Annotated in this window: 3 protein-coding genes and 1 pseudogene; 3 read left to right on the top strand and 1 reads right to left on the bottom strand. The window is 36.6% G+C overall.

Annotation, left to right across the window (positions count from 1 at the left end):
- The first annotated feature begins 196 nt into the window (after positions 1-196).
- Both M983_RS05395 and M983_RS05385 read left to right on the top strand, forming a co-directional pair.
- The gene (locus M983_RS05395; protein WP_066748244.1) at positions 197-982 is read left to right on the top strand and encodes an endonuclease/exonuclease/phosphatase family protein; all 786 of its coding nucleotides are present in this window, start codon (positions 197-199) and stop codon (positions 980-982) included.
- 208 nt (positions 983-1,190) lie between these two features.
- Positions 1,191-1,569 (top strand): annotated as a pseudogene (locus M983_RS05385) (PLP-dependent transferase); the annotation flags it as partial.
- Positions 1,570-1,633: 64 nt separating this feature from the next.
- Here the strand turns inward: M983_RS05385 and M983_RS05380 are convergent.
- Positions 1,634-3,001, bottom strand: a complete 1,368-nt coding sequence (locus M983_RS05380; RefSeq protein ID WP_066748236.1) for an amino acid permease — start codon at positions 2,999-3,001, stop codon at positions 1,634-1,636.
- A 169-nt stretch (positions 3,002-3,170) separates the two neighbouring features.
- Between M983_RS05380 and queE the strand changes: the two genes are divergently transcribed.
- Positions 3,171-3,842 carry a 7-carboxy-7-deazaguanine synthase QueE gene (gene queE / locus M983_RS05375; RefSeq protein WP_066748234.1) on the top strand — a complete coding sequence of 224 codons (672 nt, stop codon included), beginning with the start codon at positions 3,171-3,173 and terminating at the stop codon, positions 3,840-3,842.
- Positions 3,843-3,875 lie beyond the last annotated feature (33 nt).

The following is a 3,875-nucleotide window of genomic DNA, read 5'->3' as shown; positions in this document are numbered from 1 at the left end:
AATAAGAAACCTAAGCCTAATGGCTTAGGTTTTTTTTTGCCTAAATTTTATATTTTGTTCAATTTTTATAGATCCCTTCTTTTTTATAAAAATAACGCTATTTGTTAAATTTTAAACTCCCTAAATAGATGAGGGTATAGCTTAATTTTGGTATACTGATCAGATAGCAAAAGCTCCAATACCCCAGAGGTTGCTAATGGCAAAAAAATCGACTTATTCAGTACGTTTTGTAGCAGGACAACCAATCGAAAGGATTGAAGCAAGCCTACCTTTAAGTGACAAATTCGATAGTATGCCCATTGGAATGCCTCTTTACACCGATGGAACACTTAAAATTGCTGTTTGGAATATTTATAAACAGCAGCGTACACATTGGCGTAATATGCTCGAAATTTTGTCTACAGATACTCATCTACTTTTACTACAAGAAGCACAAACTACACCTGAGTTAGTACGTTTTGCAGGTACTCACCATTTAGTCGCAGACCAAGTGCCTGCTTTGGCTTTCCAACAACATCCTGCTGGTGTAATGACACTTTCAAGTTCTTATCCTATTTATTGCTGCCCATTGAGAGAAAAAGAACCCTTTTTACGTTTGGCTAAATCAGCATTAATTACCGTTTATTCTCTTATTACAGGAGAGCATTTAATGATAGTTAATGTTCACGCAATTAATTTTAGTTTTGGTGTTGATGTATATCAGCGGCAGTTGAGCAATTTATCAAACCATATTATTCAGCATAAAGGCCCTATAATTTTAGCCGGTGATTTTAATGCATGGAGTCGCCCTCGTATTAATGTTCTTAAACGTTTTACTCGAGGGTTAAAACTGAAAGAAGTTATTTTTGAAGATGATTTACGGACTAAAGCATTTGGTAAACCATTAGATTATATTTTTTATCGAGGGTTGTCATTAGATAAGGCTGAAATTTTACTCACAAATGCATCAGATCATAATCCTTTAATTGCCACATTTTATTAATTATAAATATAACTTTATATATATTTATCCATTTAATCTATTTGTTATATGGTTTTTTACAACTATATTTCTCTACTTGATAAACTAATAAAATTATAGAGAAATGTAATAGATAAATAATGAATATATTATTTAGATAGAAAAATAAAATAATAATATTTGTTTTATGTTTGTTTTTATATGTTTATTTTATCATCAAATAAGTAGTGAAAATGCACAGCGTGTTGCACAATTTCTTGAAGATAATCCTAATGTTGACACTATTTACTATCCGAGACTTACTTCTTTTCCTCAATATCATCTTGCTAAAATGCAGATGCGTTTAGCGGGGGGGGATGATAACGTTTGAGCTAAAAGGTGGCGTAGGCGCAGGAAGTGATTTTCTTAATCGCTTAATATTATTTACTCGGGCTGTGAGTTTAGGTGATTGTGAATCATTGGCGCAACATCCTGCATCAATGACTCATGCTACTTATACAGCACAAGAGCGACAAAAACACGGTATTAGTGATGGTTTGATTCGTTTATCTATAGGGCTTGAAGATGTTGAGGATTTAATCGCAGATCTAAAACAGGCATTAGCTTAGTCATTTCAAGTCCAAAAGAAAGGCGGTGAAATTTCACCGCCTTTTGTGTTTAGTTTTTATTGATTTATTTATGAGCCATTCTTGGCTTGATACCGATATAGTAACCTATCGTTAAAATAGCGACCCATATCATACCGACGATCAACGCCATTCGTGTTGATTCAAAATAGCCCAAAATAGCGATAACAAATACCATGAAGATAATCGTTATTGCGGGTGCTATCGGCCATAATGGAACTGGAAATTTAAGTGTTTTAACTTCCTCAGCGCTCATCTTACGACGCATCGCAACTTGGGAAAGTAAAATCATCAACCATACCCATACGGTTGCGAAAGTAGCAATGGAGGCAATTAAAACGAAGATCTGTTCTGGAATGAGATAATTAAGTACGACACCAAGTAACAGCACGACAGACATGACTAATACCGTTAGCCAAGGCACACCGTTGCGGGTCAGTTTCATAAAGGACTTTGGTGCTTGTCCTTCTTGAGCCATTCCATACATCATTCTACCGGCGCCAAAAATATCACTATTGATTGCCGAAATAGCAGCGGTAATAACCACCAGATTTAGTATATTCGCAGCTGAATTAATCCCTAAATTAGAAAATATTTGTACAAAAGGGCTTCCGTTATGACCAATTTGTTGCCAAGGGAAAATACACATTAGAATGAAAATTGTGAGTACATAAAATAATAATATACGGAACGGAACGGCATTGATTGCTTTTGGAATGGTTTTTTCAGGATCTTTTGCTTCACTGGCGGTAATACCAATCACTTCAATCCCGCCGAAAGCAAACATGACAATCGCAAGCGAGGCTATAACCCCTTCTAGGCCATTTGGCATAAAGCCACCAAACTCCCAAAGATTAGAAATACCAATAGGATGTTCAGTTTGTTGACCGAAACCATATACCATAATAGCAACACCACCCACTATCATGGCGATAATGGCTGTTACTTTAACAATAGACAGCCAAAACTCCATTTCACCAAATATTTTTACATGGCAAAGATTTAACGCACCAATAAAACAGACTATCCCTAGCACCCATATCCATTGTTCAACATCAGGAAACCAAAGTTTCATATAAAAGCCAAATGCGGTGACGTCAGCCAAACACACAATTAACATTTCAAAAACGTAGTTCCAACCGGTTAAAAAGCCAGCTAAAGGCCCCATATAATGGCTAGCATATTGTGAAAAAGATCCAGCAACAGGGTGGTGAACAGCCATTTCCCCTAATGCTCGCATCACCATAAATACCGCAGCACCACCAATAAGATAAGCAAGTAATACCGCAGGACCTGCTTTTTCAATTGCAGCAGCAGAACCATAAAATAATCCGGTACCGATTGCAGAACCTAACGCCATAAACCGGATGTGCCGCCCTGACAGTCCTCGTGAAAGTTTATTCTCTTTTTGCATCTAAAATATTCCCATCTCTGTCCGACTGAGGAAAACTGTCCTCTTTTTTATCTGTCTTCTTGCACGTGTTAGCTATCCAAAACAAACTATCTACCTTATCATAAAGCCTCTTACGGTGAGATAGTTATCTGTAATAATCATCAGCTTTCATTGGATATCAGAGTTTCTTATGCAATACCCCATTAATGAAGTGTTTCAAACCTTACAGGGTGAAGGTGTTTTTACTGGCGTTCCTGCGCTTTTTGTCCGTTTACAGGGATGCCCTGTAGGTTGCAGTTGGTGTGATACCAAACATACTTGGGAAAAAAAAGAAGAGAAAAAAGTTCCTCTTGGTGATATTCCCATTAAAACACAAGAGAGTGATAACTGGGGTAGTGCCTACGTTAGTGATATTTTATCACTATTTAAACAACAAAATTATACGGCAAAACACGTTGTTATTACAGGTGGAGAGCCTTGCCTTTATGATTTACGAGCTTTAACCGAAGGATTAGAGCAAGCAGGCTATGATTGCCAAATAGAAACCAGTGGTACACATGAAATAATGTGTAGTGAAAAAACATGGGTTACGTTATCGCCGAAAGTGGGCATGAAAGGCGGATATCATGTTTTAACTGCGGCAATTAATCGTGCTAATGAGATAAAGCATCCTGTAGGGCGAGAAAAAGACATCGAAGCGTTGGACTCACTTCTTTCATTACGAACTCAGCAACCAACACCTGTTGTCGCATTACAGCCTATTAGTTGTAAAGATAGAGCAACGCAATTATGTATTAAAACTTGTATTGAACGTAATTGGCGTTTTTCAATGCAAACACATAAATATCTTAATATTGCGTGACCTTTATTAAAAATACATAATAAAAAAAGAAAA

Origin of the sequence: Proteus myxofaciens ATCC 19692, from assembly GCF_001654855.1 — a bacterium.
GTDB lineage: Bacteria > Pseudomonadota > Gammaproteobacteria > Enterobacterales > Enterobacteriaceae > Proteus > Proteus myxofaciens.
Note: the sequence above shows the minus strand (reverse complement) of the source record. Positions and strands in the feature narration are given on the sequence as shown.